Origin of the sequence: Planctomicrobium aquicomposti, assembly GCF_051466325.1 — a bacterium.
Lineage (GTDB): Bacteria > Planctomycetota > Planctomycetia > Planctomycetales > Planctomycetaceae > Planctomicrobium.
This window is the reverse complement of record NZ_CP195792.1, coordinates 2,509,583-2,524,781: the sequence shown is the minus strand read 5'-3', so window position 1 is coordinate 2,524,781 and position 15,199 is coordinate 2,509,583. Positions and strand designations below refer to the sequence as shown.

General features: G+C 53.7%; 12 protein-coding genes. All 12 read left to right on the top strand.

Annotated elements, in window-relative coordinates; all coding sequences use genetic code 11:
* The first annotated feature begins 228 nt into the window (after window positions 1–228).
* The 12 genes from SH664x_RS09745 to cmr5 all read left to right on the top strand — a co-directional run bounded on the left by SH664x_RS09745 (window position 229) and on the right by cmr5 (window position 15,198).
* Window positions 229–3,042 carry a class I SAM-dependent DNA methyltransferase gene (locus tag SH664x_RS09745; protein ID WP_437207055.1) on the top strand — a complete coding sequence of 938 codons (2,814 nt, stop codon included), beginning with the start codon at window positions 229–231 and terminating at the stop codon, window positions 3,040–3,042.
* Window positions 3,039–3,650 (top strand): hypothetical protein, encoded by a 612-nt coding sequence (locus tag SH664x_RS09740; protein ID WP_437207054.1) that lies wholly within the window; start codon window positions 3,039–3,041, stop codon window positions 3,648–3,650. The genes SH664x_RS09745 and SH664x_RS09740 overlap by 4 nt, the downstream gene beginning before the upstream one ends.
* Complete coding sequence (locus SH664x_RS09735) at window positions 3,647–4,663, top strand: virulence RhuM family protein (RefSeq protein WP_437207052.1); 1,017 nt, start codon at window positions 3,647–3,649, stop codon at window positions 4,661–4,663. The genes SH664x_RS09740 and SH664x_RS09735 overlap by 4 nt, the downstream gene beginning before the upstream one ends.
* On the top strand, window positions 4,653–6,701 hold the full coding sequence (locus SH664x_RS09730) for a DEAD/DEAH box helicase (protein WP_437207051.1): 2,049 nt from the start codon (window positions 4,653–4,655) through the stop codon (window positions 6,699–6,701). The genes SH664x_RS09735 and SH664x_RS09730 overlap by 11 nt, the downstream gene beginning before the upstream one ends.
* Window positions 6,694–7,902 carry a GIY-YIG nuclease family protein gene (locus SH664x_RS09725; protein ID WP_437207050.1) on the top strand — a complete coding sequence of 403 codons (1,209 nt, stop codon included), beginning with the start codon at window positions 6,694–6,696 and terminating at the stop codon, window positions 7,900–7,902. The genes SH664x_RS09730 and SH664x_RS09725 overlap by 8 nt, the downstream gene beginning before the upstream one ends.
* 72 nt (window positions 7,903–7,974) lie before the next feature.
* Window positions 7,975–9,174, top strand: a complete 1,200-nt coding sequence (csx2, locus tag SH664x_RS09720) for a TIGR02221 family CRISPR-associated protein (RefSeq protein ID WP_437207048.1) — start codon at window positions 7,975–7,977, stop codon at window positions 9,172–9,174.
* Entirely contained in the window at window positions 9,171–9,452 is a 282-nt protein-coding gene (gene crn3 / locus SH664x_RS09715) for a CRISPR-associated ring nuclease Crn3/Csx3 (protein ID WP_437207046.1), read from the top strand. Before csx2 ends, crn3 begins: the two co-directional genes overlap by 4 nt.
* A gap of 21 nt (window positions 9,453–9,473) precedes the next feature.
* Window positions 9,474–10,760 carry a type III-B CRISPR module RAMP protein Cmr1 gene (cmr1, locus tag SH664x_RS09710; protein WP_437207045.1) on the top strand — a complete coding sequence of 429 codons (1,287 nt, stop codon included), beginning with the start codon at window positions 9,474–9,476 and terminating at the stop codon, window positions 10,758–10,760.
* Window positions 10,753–12,756 carry a type III-B CRISPR-associated protein Cas10/Cmr2 gene (gene cas10, locus SH664x_RS09705; RefSeq protein ID WP_437207043.1) on the top strand — a complete coding sequence of 668 codons (2,004 nt, stop codon included), beginning with the start codon at window positions 10,753–10,755 and terminating at the stop codon, window positions 12,754–12,756. Before cmr1 ends, cas10 begins: the two co-directional genes overlap by 8 nt.
* Window positions 12,753–13,904, top strand: coding sequence for a type III-B CRISPR module-associated Cmr3 family protein (locus SH664x_RS09700; protein ID WP_437207040.1), 1,152 nt, complete (start codon window positions 12,753–12,755; stop codon window positions 13,902–13,904). The genes cas10 and SH664x_RS09700 overlap by 4 nt, the downstream gene beginning before the upstream one ends.
* Complete coding sequence (gene cmr4 / locus SH664x_RS09695; RefSeq protein WP_437207038.1) at window positions 13,904–14,737, top strand: type III-B CRISPR module RAMP protein Cmr4; 834 nt, start codon at window positions 13,904–13,906, stop codon at window positions 14,735–14,737. Before SH664x_RS09700 ends, cmr4 begins: the two co-directional genes overlap by 1 nt.
* Window positions 14,734–15,198, top strand: a complete 465-nt coding sequence (gene cmr5, locus SH664x_RS09690) for a type III-B CRISPR module-associated protein Cmr5 (protein ID WP_437207036.1) — start codon at window positions 14,734–14,736, stop codon at window positions 15,196–15,198. Before cmr4 ends, cmr5 begins: the two co-directional genes overlap by 4 nt.
* Window position 15,199 lies beyond the last annotated feature (1 nt).

Genomic DNA, 15,199 nt, shown 5'->3' with positions numbered 1-15,199 from the left:
GCTGAGTGAGACAGCGTAACTCATTGTCAGTATTGCAGTTCCTTGCTAGACTGTCCTCCTCTGTGAACGGGCGGATGTCTTATATGATGGCGGTCTCGCTGAACTCAGCAACCCCATTTTTGGCGGTAAACTTTCCGCCCTAGAGGATCTTGCCGATAAGCAGGCGGGTATTCGCTCGGCGGAGCCAAGCAAAGGTTATTGATAGATCATTATGGATTTCGTGCGGACATGAATGCAGTCGAAATTGAGCAAGCTGTCTCTGAACTTGCGGAAGCCCCGTTCGATGCGGCGGAATTTCCATATGCCTTTCTGGAAGCTTTTGGCAATAAAGCCACCACGATCAAGATTCTGAAGAGCGGAAAGTCCAATAACACAGACATTGATGGGGCTGTTCTTCAACGCAATAACATCCACATCAAAGTTTGCAGCGAAGGTCAGGTGACCGACACGCTGAAAGCTCTCCGGGAAAGTCCCGCCACGGCCCGGCAGAAGGCGAAGTACATTCTGGCGACAGACGGCGTCACGCTGGAGTCGGAACGCTTGATTGATGGTGAAACGCTGGTCAGCGAATACACCCGCTTTCCCGATCGGTTCACGTTCTTTCTGCCGCTGGCGGGGATCTCGACCGTTCGACAGATTGATGAAAGTGCCTTCGACATCCGGGCGACCAGCCGACTCAACCGGCTGTATGTCGAACTGCTCAAGACCAATCCCGATTGGGACACCGAAGAGCGTCGGGAAGAACTGAATCACTTCTTTGCCCGGCTCATTTTCTGTTTCTTTGCGGAAGATACGAACATCTTCCGGTCGCCCACGCTGTTCACTGCCACCGTCGAGCAGTTCAGCGCGAAGGACTCATCGAACACCCACGAGGTGATCTCCGAAATCTTCCGGGCGATGCAGGTCAAATCGAACGAGAAAAACCGGAAGGCCGCGAAACTCCCCAGTTGGGCCGATCAGTTTCCGTATGTGAATGGGGGGCTGTTCGGACGAACGGCGGGGTTGAACCCCGCCGCTCAAACCGTTCCCAAGTTCAGCAAGATTGCCCGGTCCTATCTGCTGCATGTCGGCAATCTCGACTGGACGAAGATCAATCCCGATATCTTCGGCTCGATGATTCAGGCGGTGGCCGATGATGAAGAACGGGGCGCACTGGGGATGCACTACACCAGCGTTCCCAACATTCTGAAAGTGCTCAATCCGCTGTTTCTGGATGACCTGCGGGAGAAGTTGGCAGAAGCGGGCGACAATACCCGGAAGCTGCTGAATCTGCGGAATCGGATGGCCCGGATTCGTGTCTTCGACCCTGCCTGCGGTTCTGGGAACTTTCTGGTGATCGCCTACAAGGAGATGCGGGCGATTGAAGCGGAGATCAACAAGCGTCGCAGCGAGGCAGACCGGCGTTCGGACATCCCGCTGACGAACTTCCGGGGGATCGAGATCCGACACTTTTCATGTGAGATTGCCCGACTTGCGCTGATCATCGCGGAATACCAGTGCGATGTGCTCTATCGCGGGGAGAAGCTGGCTCTGGCGGAGTTCCTGCCACTGGAAGCGAACAACTGGATCACCTGCGGAAACGCCCTGCGGCTCGACTGGCTCAGCATCTGTCCGCCGACCGGGGAGCAAGTGAAACACCGTGCCGATGACTTGTTCAGTAAACCGGTCGATCAGGCGGAGGTGGAGTTCGAGAACGAAGGGGGCGAGACGTACATTTGTGGAAACCCGCCGTACTTAGGAAGTAAGTGGCAAACGGCTGAGCAAAAGGCAGACATCCGAGATGTATGTGCCGGAAGAACAAAGGATGCAAAATCGCTTGACTACGTCTGCGGCTGGCTCATGAAAGCGGCAGATTATGGAACGCACACGAATTCAGCGACTGCTTTTGTCTCCACAAACTCAATCTGCCAAGGGCAGCAGGTTCCGATTCTGTGGCCGTTGATCTTTGATACTGGTAGCGAGATTTCTTTTGCGTACACCAGTTTCAAGTGGGCTAATCTTGCGAGCCACAATGCGGGTGTAACTGTAGTGATAATCGGCATTTCTAATAATCCAGGGAACAAGCGGAAATTATATTACGCAAGTGACGACGGCTCGATTGATATTCGTGTTTCGGACAAAATCAATTCGTACCTTGTGCCACATACGCAGGTCTGGATTGAACCATCACGAGAACCAAGAGCAGGATTGTCTTCGATGTTATTTGGGAATATGCCCCGTGATGGTGGCCATTTCGTAATGGCGAGCGACGATCGCCGAAAGGTTTTAATCGATTACCCGGAGCTATCCCCATATGTCCGCCCCTATCTGGGATCAGAGGAGATGATTCAAGGGAAAACTCGCTGGTGCGTTTGGATTCCAGATGAAAAGGCGGAGTACGCAACGGAACATCCATTTCTTCGGACCGTATTGGATTCCGTCGCAAAAGTTCGATCGAAAAGTGTCGCCGCGTCGACGCGTGAATTTGCACTGAAACCACACAGGTTTGTTCAGATTGCAGGGACCGCACATCGGCACTCCCTTGCGGTTGCGAAGGTGTCGTCAGAGAAGAGGCCATACATTCCAGTTGATTTATTGGACGGCAGGGTGATTGTCAGCGATCTGCTATTCGCCCTGTACGACGCGCCGCTTTGGAACATGGCGATCATCGCTTCCAAGTTGCATCTGGTCTGGATTGCGACCGTTTGCGGGCGAATGAAAACCGACTATCGCTATTCCAACACGCTCGGCTGGAACACGTTCCCGGTTCCCGTTCTTACCGAGCAGAACAAAGCCGATCTGACCCGCTGTGCGGAAGAGATTCTTCTGGCCCGTGAATCACATTTTCCCGCCACGATTGCTGATCTCTACGATCCGGAGAAGATGCCGGACGATCTCCGCGAAGCCCATGACCGGAATGATGAGACGCTGGAACGGATCTACATCGGTCGCCGGTTCAAGAACGACACTGAACGGCTGGAAAAGCTGTTCGAGATGTACACTCAGATGACCGCCAAGAAGAGCGGCGGGGTTCAACCCCGCCGTAAAAGGAGTTCATCATGAGTGACGAACTCTTTGCGATGTTCTTCACATGGACAACCTATGGGACTTGGCTTCCCGGCGATGAACGGGGGCATGTTTCTAACAAACGGCATCCCACTGGCGGATTCGACCCGAAGCGGAATCGACCCGGGACACCGTATGCAGATGGTGACGAATACACTCGCGAACGGGCCCGCTCGCTTCAAAAGTGGCCGACTGTCTGGCTGAACCAATCACAGGCAATCGTGGTCGCAAAATCTCTGGTGCATCTGAGCCAGAAACGGGAGTGGATCGTTCTGCGGGCAGCGGTAATGCCGAACCATGTGCATGTCGTTTTGTCGAATTGTCCGACCGATGGACCAGCGGTGCGACGAATCCTCAAAGGTGTCACACAGTCGGATTTGAACAAGTCGGCGGGTCAATCCCGTCGTTGGTGGACATCTGGAGGGAGCGACAGATTGCGTCGGGGAGAGCGATCGGTGCTTGAAACGATTCGGTATACCGCAAATCAATCGGGAAAACTGGCAGAGGTCATTGAAAATCGAGTGGTTTGGATGGACGGCCGGGATACGAACAAAGACGACGGGGATGAACCCCGCCGCTCGTGGAAAATGGAGGATCAACAATGAGTGACCTGATTCTCTACACCAGCCAAGACGGCCAGACCCGGCTGGAACTCCGCGTCAAAGATGGGACGATCTGGTTGACGCAACTGGAGATTGCGGAACTATTTCAGACGACGAAGCAGAACGTCAACCTGCATGCCAAAAACATCTTCAAGGAGGGGGAGTTGGCCCCGAATTCAGTTGTCAAGGAATCCTTGACAACTGCCGCCGACGGGAAGAAATACCGCACGCAACTCTACAACCTCGACCTGATTCTGGCGATCGGCTACCGGGTCCGTTCCCCGCGTGGGACGCAGTTCCGCCAATGGGCGACCACCCACCTGCGGGAATTCATCGTCAAAGGGTTCGTCATGGATGATGAACGCCTAAAGAACCCCGGCGGATGGGATCACTTCGATGAGCTACTGGCCCGCATCCGCGAAATTCGGGCTTCGGAGAAACGGTTCTACCAGAAGGTCCGGGATCTGTTCGCTCTGAGTTCGGATTATAAAATCCGAGAACAGGAAACGATGTTGTTCTTCGCGGAAGTGCAGAACAAGCTGCTCTATGCGGTGACTCGTCACACAGCCGCCGAACTGGTCCTCAAACGGGCTGATCCAAACTCGCCGAATATGAACCTGACCAGCTGGAGTGGATCACGGGTTCGTAAGCAGGATGTCATCACCGCTAAAAATTATTTGAGCCAGGACGAAATCGATACGTTAAACCGTCTGGTGGTGATCTTTCTGGAACAGGCGGAACTGCGGGTGAAGCAGCGGAACGATTTGACGCTGGATTACTGGCGTGACAATGTCGACAAGCTCCTGCAATTCAACGACCGGCCGGTCCTGGAAGGGGCTGGCAAAGTGAGCCATGACGACATGAAGCGAATCGTTCATGAACGATTCGAGACCTTCGACCAGAACCGGCGGGAAGCAGAAGCTCTGGCAGCCGATGCGGAGGACTTGAAGGAGATTGAACAACTGGAGGACGAGTTGAAGAAGAACAAGCAGAAGGGCCGTGATCATGAGCAGTAAATCAATTCCCTCCGTCTCTGTTAAATATGCTCAGGATGGACGGTCCACAAAATCGAACGCCCTCGGTATGCGTCCGATGCAGGAACGTGTCTGGCAGAAACGGGGCGAGCAGTATTTACTCATCAAGTCGCCTCCCGCTTCTGGAAAGAGCCGGGCGCTGATGTTCGTTGCCTTGGACAAACTCCAAAATCAGGGAGTCAAGCAGGCGATCATCGTGGTCCCGGAACGCTCCATCGGTTCCAGCTTCAATAATGAACCGCTGAGCCAGTTCGGGTTCTTCACTGACTGGGAAGTGAAACCGCAGTGGAATCTCTGCAATGCCCCCGGTGGCGACAACGGTGGCAAAGTCGATTCCGTGAAGGCATTCCTCGACAGTACAGACCAGACGCTGGTCTGCACGCATGCGACGTTCCGGTTTGCCGTGGAGCGATTCGGCGTGGAAGCGTTCGATGACCGGCTGATTGCCGTCGATGAGTTCCACCACGTTTCCGCCAATCCCGACAACCGGTTGGGGGAGCATGTCCGGCAGTTTGTGGCCAGAGACAAGGCCCACTTGGTCGCCATGACCGGTTCGTACTTTCGAGGGGATGCGGAAGCGGTGCTGCATCCAGAGGATGAGTCCAAATTCCAGACGGTGACTTACACCTATTACGAACAGCTCAACGGCTATCAGTACCTGAAGCAGCTTGATATCGGGTATTTCTTCTATTCCGGCAGCTACACCGATGAAATCCTGAATGTTCTGAACCCGGCCGAGAAAACGATTCTGCATATCCCGAACGTGAACTCCAAGGAGAGCACGAAGGACAAGATCCGGGAGGTGGAACACATCATCGAAGAGCTGGGAGACTGGCAGGGAACTGACGCAAAGACCGGTTTCCAACTGGTCAAAACCAAAGACGGAAAAGTCCTCCGGATCGCTGATCTCGTGGATGATGACCCCGCCAAACGGGACAAGGTCTCTACTGCTCTCAAAGACCCGGCCCAGAAAAACAACCGGGACCATGTGGACATCATCATCGCCCTGGGGATGGCCAAGGAGGGCTTTGACTGGATCTGGTGTGAACACGCACTGACGGTCGGTTACCGTTCGAGCCTGACAGAGATCGTTCAGATCATCGGCCGAGCCACGCGTGATGCTCCCGACAAGACACGGGCACGGTTTACCAACCTTATTGCCGAGCCGGATGCCACGGAAGCCGCCGTCGTCGAAGCGGTCAACGACACGCTGAAGGCCATTGCCGCCAGTCTGTTGATGGAACAGGTGCTGGCACCCCGTTTCGAGTTTCGTCCCAAGACTCCGACCAACACGGCGACGCCCGGACTGGATTACGGAGACGGCGGTTACGATCCCAACAAATGTAATGTGGGCGTCGACCCGACGACCGGTACGGTTCAACTGGAAATCAAAGGGCTGGCGGAACCGAAAAGCGAGGAAGCGGAACGCATCTGCCGCGAAGATCTCACGGAGCTGGTGACGGCCTTCGTTCAGGACAAACAGGCCATTGAACGGGGGCTGTTCGATGAAGAACTGGTGCCGGAGGAACTGACCCAGGTTCGCATGGGAAAGATCATCAAAGAGAAGTTCCCGAACCTCGATGATGAGGATCAGGAAGCAGTTCGTCAGCATGCCGTCGCTGCCCTGAACTTTGTTCAACAGGCGAAGAAAGCTCTTGTCGAAGCAGACAGCAGCGAAGCCCGCAACACATCGCTGATTGACGGTGTGCGGAAATTCGCGTTGTCGGTGAAGGAACTGGATATCGATCTGATTGACCGAATCAATCCGTTCGGAGAAGCCTATGCAATTTTGGCCAAGTCGATGAGCGAAGAACGGCTCCGTCAGGTGGCGGAGATCATTACGGCCAAGAAAGTGACGATGACGCTGGAGGATGCCCGTGATCTGGCGAAACGGGCCTTGAGATTCAAAGCGGAGAAAGGGCGACTGCCTTCACTGACCGCTGCTGATCCGTGGGAAAAACGGATGGCGGAGGGAATTGCGTTCCTCCAGCGAGAAGCGAGGGCGAACAAAAATGGCTAAGAAAAAGCAACAGGTCACCGACGACGATTACGATTTGCTGGATGAACTGGGAGTCGAGACCGAACCGGTTTCAACGGGCGGTCGTACTCCCAGAGAGCAACGCATCATCGCTGGTTTTGAGGAAATCGAACGGTTCATCGAACAACACGGCAGGCATCCGGAACACGGCGAAGGCCGGGACATCTTCGAGCGGCTGTACGCCGTCCGGCTGGACCAGATCAAGGCTTCCGCAGAATGCCGCGAAGTCCTCAAAGACCTGGATTCCAAGGGACTGTTGGGAGATGCCGGGTCAGCCCCTCCAGACGATGAGCAGGAACAGGACGACGAAGACCTACTGGCAGAGTTAGGTGTCGCTGCGGATTCTGGCAGTGACATCACCAACCTTGTCCATGTCCGGCCGCGAGCGGAGATCAACGCGGCCGAAGAGGTTGCCCAACGGACTCCATGCCCGGATTTCCACCTCTTCAAACCGCTGTTCGAGACGGTTCAGCAGGAACTGGATGCAGGCGAACGCAAAACCGTGAAATACGGTGAAAAGGCCGCCATCAAAGAGGGGCACCTCTTCATTCTGGACGGCCAGAAGGTGTTCGTAGCCAAGGTGGGGGAGGAGTTCGTCACCGATTACGGAAAAACGGATCACCGGCTGCGCGTCATTTACGACAACGGCACCGAAAGCGACCTGCTCCTCCGCTCCCTGCAACGGGCCTTGTACAAGGACAAAGCGAGCCGCCGCATCACCGACAGGGAGCATGTCGGCCCATTATTCCTGGACAACGAAGAAGAGGGGGATCAGGCGACCGGTTACGTTTACGTCCTCCGCAGCCTGTCCGATCACTCCTTCATCGCTGAACACCGGAAAGCCATTCACAAAATCGGCGTCACTGGCGGCAGCGTAAAAAAGCGGATCGCCAACGCGAAAAAAGATCCGACCTACTTGCTGGCGGATGTGGAAATCGTGGCGGAATACAAGCTGGCCAACATCAACCGGAAAGCCCTGGAAGCCCTGATTCACAAGTTCTTCGCCAACGCCCGCCTGGACCTCGAACTGAAAGACCGCTTCGGCTCTCAAGTGGAACCCAGAGAATGGTTCCTGGTTCCGCTGACTGCAATCGACGAAACGATCCAGAAAATCAAAGACGGGACGATTGGTGAGTTCCGGTATGACCCGGAGAATGCGGGGTTGGTTTTGGGAAATAGATAGGGGCGTTTGGCCCCAGCAGTCATACTACGACGTATAAGATTTCCGGCTATTCAGGAATACCAGGAATACAACGTGAAATTATTAACATTTCTCGGCACAAACAACTATTTGCCGACGACCTACACTTGGGCAGAAAAAGGGAAGCGTAAAAACACACGTCTTTTCCCTCTCGCCTTGGCCGATTGGCTTGAACCAGAGGAGATATTCGTCTTTCTGACATCGGACGCAGAGAAGCATGATAACTGGCGTGAACTGCAAGAGTCGATCAACGCCACTCCTGTGCATATTGTCGATGGGGCATCGGAAGAAGATCTCTGGAAGATTTTTGACAAGATTGTAAAAAGCGTTAAACCACATGACCAATTGGCTATTGATATCACACATGGGTTTCGGTCGCTGCCATTGTTGGGACTGCTGGTCGCTGCCTATCTGAAATCTTCAAAGGACGTCACGGTCGAACATCTGGTCTATGGAGCCTACGAGGCTCGTGACAAAGAGAAGAACGAAAGTCCGGTTTTTGAACTTACGTCATTCCTGGCTTTGTTCGACTGGATGATTGCTTCGGATCACTTCCTGAAAACAGGATACGGACGGCCTTTGGCGGGGTTATTAGTTGATGCCGACGGGGCAATTGGGGAATTAAGAAACGGAATTCTCCAACTCTCTGACGGCCTGCACTTGCTACGGCCGCCTGTGGTCACCCAATCCGCATCGGAATTGGAAAGCAAAGTCCATCAGGCGGCGCAGGAAGCCTCCCATGAAATCCCGCCACTTGCTGAGATGCTGAACCACATCTCCGAGAGCTACGGGCGATTTTCAATCGATGATACATCTCCGAAGCAACAACTCGAAGCTCAATTGAAAATGGTGGATTGGTATCTTGAACGACGACAATTCGTTCAAGCATATGCACTTGCACGCGAGTGGCTTCCTTCATTTCTATGCGTCTATTTCGACGTTGACATGATGGATCATGATGAACGATCAGATATGGAATTCTTGCTTCAAAGAGGAGGTAAAAGCGTTAACAAGGTGAGCGGAGAAATTGAGAGGGAGTCTCCACGGCGAGTATTGTGGCAAGCCATGGACTTTCGCAAACGACTCGCTCGAATTTGGAATGAGCCATTTAATCTGGCAAATCTTCGAAACGATGTCCTTCATGCAGGTTTTCGGAAAAACCCCAAGACTCCAGAAGAGATTGAGAAGGCCATTCGGGAAATTGCTGTTGAACTCAAAGCTATTTGGAGCGACTTCAAGGAGAAAATCGCATGAGCAACCGAAACATTGTGCGGTATTCGATTGGGGTCGATGCACCAATCACGCCTGACCAACCGCTTCCGGCTGTACCATCAATTCCTCGCGGAAGCCTGGTTGTGATCGAAGGGCGTGCTCCGATTTGGCGATACGGCATGGCATTTCACAATCTCCATGGATCAGCTGCGGCGGCAGTGGCCGTGTACGACCCTCGACTTGGTGCAGTCGTGATTGCATCACATCATCCAGATTACCATGACGGCCAAATTATTGACGTCGATTTCGGAACAGCATAATCCTCAGCGGGAGTTCACGTCATGACACAAGGAAAACCTGCCGCGATTAGTGCAACGTATCGCGTGACAACGCCGATGTTTCTCGGTGGAGCGGACCCGAAACAGGCGGAGTTGCGGCTTCCCAGTTTCAAGGGGGCACTTCGATTCTGGTGGCGGGCTTTGGCCAGGGATCGCTGTCGGGACGTTCGACAACTTCGCCAAGAGGAAGCGGCCCTGTTTGGCAGCAGTGACGAGAACGTTGGCCAATCCAAAGTATTGATGAGACTCGTTCCTACGGATGCTGGTCAGACCGTCTGTCGCCCCCCACAACAACTGATGGATTCAAATCGCGAGGTGGGTGAAGGTGCTCGGTATCTTGGATATGGGGTTATGGAGGCTTTCGCCAGCCACAACAAGGGGACCAAAGCAGCTCAACTCACTCGTTCCTGTCTGCTTGCCCCGTTCAGTTTTACCGTAGAACTGTTGTATAAAACCGGCGTGTCGGAAAAGCAACGAAATCAAGTTCAGCGGGCAATCAAAGTGTTGGGATTGCTGGGTGGATTGGGCAGCAAAGCTCGTAAAGGCTACGGCAGTTTGACGCTGATGTCACTTGATGGGGAATCGCCCCCCTGGAAGCCGCCTGAGAACACTCAGGAACTGGTTCAGGTTCTCAGCAGTTTGCTTGGTTCCAGCCAGATTCAAACAGGTAATGCCGACGACGCGGTATTCAACGACCTCCCAGAGTGGACGGCGTTTTCGCCAGCATCACGCATCCTCATTTTGAATCCAGATAAACAGGACCGAACGTCACTGGCGTTGCTGGATCGCGTGGGCCGCGAAATGGTCCGTTACCGCAGTTGGGGAAGGAATGGAAAAGTGCTTCGTAATCAGGACAGAGAAGAAAACTTCAAGGGCGATCATGACCTTATGAAGAAGGATTGGAAAAATCGAAACAATTATCCGGAACGAATCGTGTTCGGCTTGCCTCACAACTATGGGAAATCAACCACAGAACATGTTGAACCTGCGGCAGGATACGATCGACGAGCAAGCCCGCTATTTATTCATGTTCATCAAGTCAATGATCAATCAGTCCCCATCGCAGCTCTTACGTTTATCCCCTCCATTTTCCTTCCCCGTGAGGCAGGTGGAGTATCGGTGGGGAAGAGAGAGCGTCGTCATCGCGGTTCGGGAGATTGGGAGAAACGCACCGTTGTGTTGGCGGACGAAAACTTTTGGAGTCCCGTAAGCGGCTTCCTGAATCGCCTGCTGGACCAAAACCAGCGTCAGGAACCTTTCGGAACCGTCGTGGAGGTGAAGCATGGCTGAACGAGCGCGACTTCACTTGACGATTGGCCCGGTTCAGACGTTTGTGGCACAGTCGCGCCGGACGCGGGACTTATGGGCCAGTTCTTATCTGCTTTCGCATCTGGCAGAGGTGGCGATGCAGGCTGTTGAAGATTCTGGCAATGGCAACAAGATCATCTTGCCTTATCGGGATCAGGGTGATGGAGCGGTGACACAAGGGACGGTTTCTGGAACACGGCATGGCCGCTGGCCGAACCGATTTGTGGCTGATGTTGTTGATGGCAAGACCGCCGCTGCTGCGGCCAAGAATGCGATCGATGAAACGTGGAAGAAAATCGCCAATGCAGTCTGGAGTCGATATCTTGCCGAGTTCGCAACCTCCAGCAAGCCGGTTGCGTCTGTTCCTCATCGTGCGCAACAGAAACGGGATCTGTTTTCGCACGAAGCCGAAGCGATTTGGTCCCGGCAGGTCGAAAACTTCTGGGAAATCAGTTGGGTGATTTCGTCATCGGATTCGTCGATCCTGTTTGATCCGCTAGCCCAACGCAAGAACTGGCGGACGACTCCGGTCACTGCCGAACCGGGCGATCACTGCACGATGATGGGCGATTTTCAGGAACTCTCTGGATTCATCCGGTCAAAAGAACGGAAAGATCAAGACAAGTTCTGGGAGCAGTTTCGGGAGAAACTCGGCGGTATGCATCTGGGAAAAGACGAACGCCTCTGTGCGATTGCTGTCATCAAGAGAATGTTTCCACTCGTTGCCAAGGATGTAATTGGCACTGACCTGCAAGGGGCCAACTGGCCATCGACACCTTATATTGCTGCCATCCCTTGGCTGGGTAAGGCCGGAGCGTCTCACGCTGATGCAGCAAAACAATATGCAACGGCAATCACTCAAGAAGTCGAAAGACCGCTTGGAGAAAAAAACGCGAAGATTCGTTCCCTCAACTCGATTCCGAATGTGGGCGACTTCTTCCACTTGGACGGCAACTTCTTTCACGAAAATGCACTGTCCAACGCCAAGGGGATGCCGCTGGGACTACCTGAAGAGGATGAAGCGAGAGTTCGTGGCGAGTTGTTGTCGAAACTCAATGCGTTATACAAAACAGTTCAATCACGTCCGAGTTTCTTCTACGCATTGCTGCTGATGGACGGCGATTCAATGGGAGGGCTGCTTTCCGAGGCCAGAAAGAAATCCCCGGAAAACGAACAGTCCGTGACACGTGCGCTCGGTTTGTTTGCCGATCGGGTTCCGACCACAGTGAGTGAGCATGACGGAGTGACCATCTACTGCGGTGGTGATGACGTGCTGGCAATGATGCCGGTACCAAACGCACTTGGCTGTGCAACCGCTCTTTCGGATCTGTATCGGCAGTCGTTTGCTGACGCTTGTGATTCCGAGACTGCTAAACAGGCTACAATTTCAGCGGCTGTCGTCTATTGTCCATTTCGTGCTCCGCTCCGCGAAGTTTTGGGATCAGCTCATCATCTGCTGGATGACATTGCCAAGGATCAAACGGGCCGGGACAGCCTCGCGATCGCCGTCATGAAATCATCCGGGATCACTGCCCAATGGTCGGCTCCGTGGAAACACAAAGAACTTCACTTACCGACCGTATTGATGACACTTGCCGAGCATCTGTGTGGAACAGGAGACCGCCCCGGCGAACTGTCGTCTGGATTCCTGTATCAGATTCGGGAGCGATTTGCGCGTTTGACAGACCAGTCGTTGAGCGAGCCGGGGTGTTTCGGACAGCTTCCGGAAGGGATCGACCTGGAAGCTCTTCTCAGAGCGGAGTACCTGCGTGTCAGTAGTCTATACGGCCAGGCCAATGAGCAAACGGATTCGCCCCCCGAAGGCGGAAAAGATTTGTTGGGATTACTGACAACGGTCTGTCGACGTATTTACCGCGACAAAGACAAACAAACTCACATCGACGAGTGGTCATTGGGAATGGACGGTCCACTGGTAGCTCGCTTCCTCGCCAGTGAAGGAGAGGAGGCGACGGTATGAACACACGAATACTCTCATTCACTCCAGTGGATGCCTGGTTCTTTCGGGATGGCCGCCCGTATCACTTGGGCGAATCAGGGCAGACCGATGTACGGAGCCTTTTTCCGCCTCACGCTCCCACTGTAATCGGGACCGTTCGTGCCGCTTTGGCACAAGGTCAAGGTTGGAATGGACGAGGAGCCTGGAACAATGATCTCCATTCCACTCTAGGGAATGGTGCCCACAATCTGGGGGCTCTCCATTTTACTGGACCGTTTGTAACGCGCAAACAACAAACACTTCTTCCGGTTCCCTTACACCTCCTCGGAGGCTCGGGAGAGCAGCCCAATGCTGTGAGATGGAAGCCAACGACATTCCTCGCACCGTCTGAGGCGACTCTGGAATGTGATTTGGGACATGTGCGTTTTCCCGTCCCCCAGAGTCATTCCAAAGAGGGACTACTCAAAGAACCAGTCGGAGTATGGGTAACGGTTAATGGCTACAGCCGGATTTTGCGCGGAGAATATCCCGAGCAGAGTTCCCTTTTCCATTCTGATCAACTCTGGAAGACCGAATCACGAGTGGGGCTGGCACGAGATCACAACTCCCGTGCTGCCAAAGATGGCGAACTATACAGCCCTTCCTTTATCCGGCTTCACAAAGAGGTCAAACTCGCCACCTGGGTCGATGGGATCCCTGATGACTGGACAATCCCCGATTTGAACGCTTTCGGTGGCGAGTCGCGACTCGCTCACTGCGAAACTGCAAAATCAGAAAGGCCATTGCCAGACCTCCCTGTCAAGAAAATCAGTGAATCCGGACGTTTCACAGTCAGTCTCCTGACTCCGTTGTTGTTGCCCGCAACTTCGACAGGACAGCAGACGCATCCACAGCCGGGAGAAATGCTCCACAGTCTATCAGGGGCGAAAATCGTATCGGCTTGTATCGGGAAGCCGATTCGGATCGGTGGTTGGAACTCTGTCCATCGAGAGCCGGAACCGCTACAGGCCTATCTACCAGCCGGATCAACCTGGTTCTGTGAACTGGCTCGCCCCGATGCACTGGATTCACTTTTGAAAATGCACGGACAAACCATTGGCGATCGAAAGCCCCACGGGTTGGGGCAAATCGCAATCGGAGCTTGGCCGACAAGCAAGGGAGACACCTGATGAAGACGATGTTGTATGGATTGTTCGCCGAGTCACCCATCCATCCCGGAGCAGGGCAATCCACCGGATTTGTCGACTTGCCAGTTGCCAGAGAGGCCGCTACCGATTACCCGGTCATCGTGGGATCGGGAATGAAAGGTGCCTTGTTGGGAATGGCACGGGATTACGACTGGGATGAATCCAAACGTAACGACGTGTTTGGAAAACATGACAATGCAGGTGGACTACTCGTCTCTGACGCCCGGCTTTTGCTGTTGCCGGTAAGAAGTCTGACGTCCAGTTACATGTGGCTGACGTGCCCCCATCTCATCGAACGATATAGCCGGGATCGAAAACGAACTCTGGATATCGACGAGCAACTCCGGTCGCTTGCCCTCGAAGATGTTGCCGAGCAGCCACCGAAGTATCTCGGCATAGATGTGGGGGAGCTGTTTTTGGAAGAACGGCAGTTTGCTTACGCTGGTAATTTGCCAGATGGGCTGATTGAAACTCTCCGTCCTCTCTTCGCCCACGACACAGCCGCTGCTCGACTCAGCAAACAACTGGCTATCGTCTCAGATGAAAGCTTTGCCTGGTTTGCACGGTACGGCCTGTCCGTGAATGCTCGCAATGTGCTCGATGAGAAGAATAAGACGAGCAAAAATCTCTGGTACGAGGAAACACTTCCTCCGGATTCGCTGTTCTATTGGTTACTCGCGGAACGAAGTGCAGGTGCCCTGGACAAGGTCAAAGAACTGTTCGAAAAACGGCCCTACATACAGGTTGGCGGCAACGAAACCATCGGCCACGGATGGTTCGCCCTCAGTACGCCGCAGGAAGGAGGTGCAAATTGACCAACAGCAGCCCATTCCTCACTCGCGATCAATACAGAGCGCAGCACGCCCTGAAACGAGTCAAAGATGTACAATCCTTTGTTCAACAGCGAATCGTCGACGCTCAAGCTGATGAAAAGAAACAAAAGCAGGCTCTTAAGTATCGTGAGGAATATCTGTCCAATGTAAAAAGTCTGCCTGCAACGATCGTCATGAGCGGTCTTGGTCAGGCATGTGCGATGCTGTTGGCCAAAGCCGAAAATAAAGATACGAACACGAGTGCTCACCGCCGCCTGTATGATCATTTGAGTGATTGGCTGCTTAAGGAGGCAAAGGTGTATCCGGACGATGCGGAAGAGTTGATTGATGCAGTGATCGGCCACGGCCAGTCTGAATACATTCGTGCCCAATCCGAATCGCTGGCCTATCTGGAATGGCTCAAGAAGTTTGCTCAAGCATATCTTTCAGGAAAGGGGGCGTGAA